The organism is Streptomyces sp. rh34 (genome assembly GCF_002551245.1).
GTDB lineage: Bacteria > Actinomycetota > Actinomycetes > Streptomycetales > Streptomycetaceae > Streptomyces.
In genome coordinates this window covers 1-1,789 of record NZ_NTGZ01000506.1, presented here as the reverse complement: position 1 = coordinate 1,789, position 1,789 = coordinate 1, and the positions used below count along the sequence as shown (strand labels likewise).

Below are 1,789 nucleotides of genomic sequence, written 5' to 3'. Positions count from 1 at the left end.
AGATGTGTATAAGAGACAGCCGCCCGCGTCCGCCCGCCCCGCCCTGCCCCGCACGCCCCGGAGAGGACCCCGCCCATGTCGACGACCCGTCACCTCGTGAACCGCCGCCGCCGGCTGGCCACGGCACCACCGCGCACGGCGGGGGCCGAGACGGAGCCGGCCCCCGAACAGGTCACCGCCACCGCCACCGATGCCGAACCGCGGGCAGCGGCAAGCACCGCAGCCGATCTCGACGCCGCCACCGATCTCGACGCCGCCACCGACCTCGGTGGCGCCGGGTCCGACACCGCTCCCGACGCCCCGGCGGACGCCCCCCGTGACCGGGCATCCCGCCCGCGCGTCGTCATCCCCGCCGTGTTGTGCGCCCTCACCGTCCTCCTCGGGGCCTTCGCCGCCTGGGCGTTCGCCTCGGCCGACGGCCTCCGTGACGAACCGGCCCGGCAGAACTCCGCGCTCACCGACATCGGCCGGACCAGCGAGGTGAAGGGCCGGATCAGCGAGGCGGTCGGCGCGGTGTTCTCGTACGACTACGCCTCGCCCGCCCGGTCCGACCGCGCCGCGAGCACGTATCTGACCGGCCGGGCCGTGCGGCAGCACAAGGACATGCTCGCCGACGTCCGGGAGCAGGCCCCGAAGCAGAAACTCGTCCTGACCACCACCGTGACCGAGAGCGGGGTCGAGTTCCTCGACGGCGACCGCGCCCGGCTGCTGATCTTCGCCGACCAGAGCAACACCCGTACCGGCAAGGACGAGGAGACGACGTACGCGGCGGCCATGTTCGCCGTGGACGCCGTCCGCCGGGGGGACACCTGGCTGATCGCCGCCATCGACACGTTCACCCGCTGAGCCCCGGAGAGGGAGTGGAGTCCAGATGAGCATCAACCGCACGGTGCGCCGCCGGCTCGGCACCACGGCCACCGCCGTCGCCGCGATGACCGCGCTCACCACGTCCCAGGCCCCGGGGTTCGCGGTGCCCGAGCCCCGGCCGGGCAAGGCGGCGGCGTCCGACGACGTCGTGTGGAGCGAGGTGCCGGGCGACGACGCCTATCACACCGAGTTACCCCCGCTGCGGTCCCCGGAGCCGCCCGCGCCCCTGAAGCCCGGGGCGAAGCCCGACCCGCTCGTGGCCCGCGCCCGGTCCGAGGCGGGCATTCCGGTGACCGTGCTGGCCGCCTACCGCAAGGCCGAGAGCGCCGTGGGCCGCGGCGACCCGGGCTGCGGGCTGCCGTGGCAGCTGCTGGCGGCGATCGGCAAGGTCGAGTCCGGTCAGGCGTCCGGCGGCAGGGTCGACGCGCGCGGGACGACGCTCACCCCGATCCTCGGCCCCGCGCTCGACGGGAACGGCTTCGCGCTGATCCGGGACACCGACGGCGGGGCGTACGACGGCGACCGCGCCTACGACCGGGCCGTCGGGCCGATGCAGTTCATCCCGTCGACCTGGGCTGCCTGGGGCGCGGACGGCAACGGCGACGGCCGCCGGGACCCGAACAACATCTACGACGCGGCGCTCGCCGCCGGGCGCTACCTCTGTGCCGGGTCCCGCGATCTGACCCGCCGCGCCGACCTGGACCGGGCGATCCTCAGCTACAACCGCTCCGACACGTATCTGCGGACCGTGCTGTCGTGGCTGGAGTTCTACCGCAACGGCAGCCACCCGGTCGCCGACGGCAAGGGCGTCCTCCCGGCCAGCCCCGGCCCCGGCGGGAAGACCCCGCCCAAGGCCCCGGTCGGCGGGCCCGGCGCGCCGGAACGTCCCGGCAAGGGCGACGGACTGTCTCTTATACACATC

Annotated in this window: 2 protein-coding genes; both read left to right on the top strand. The window is 74.8% G+C overall.

Features of this window, described 5'->3' with window-relative positions; genetic code table 11:
• Positions 1–75: 75 nt before the first annotated feature.
• Positions 76–846, top strand: coding sequence for a hypothetical protein (locus CR470_RS37735; protein WP_097872255.1), 771 nt, complete (start codon positions 76–78; stop codon positions 844–846).
• Positions 847–871: 25 nt separating this feature from the next.
• Positions 872–1,789: lytic transglycosylase domain-containing protein (locus tag CR470_RS37730; RefSeq protein WP_107489552.1), on the top strand; the 918-nt coding region annotated here is incomplete at its 3' end.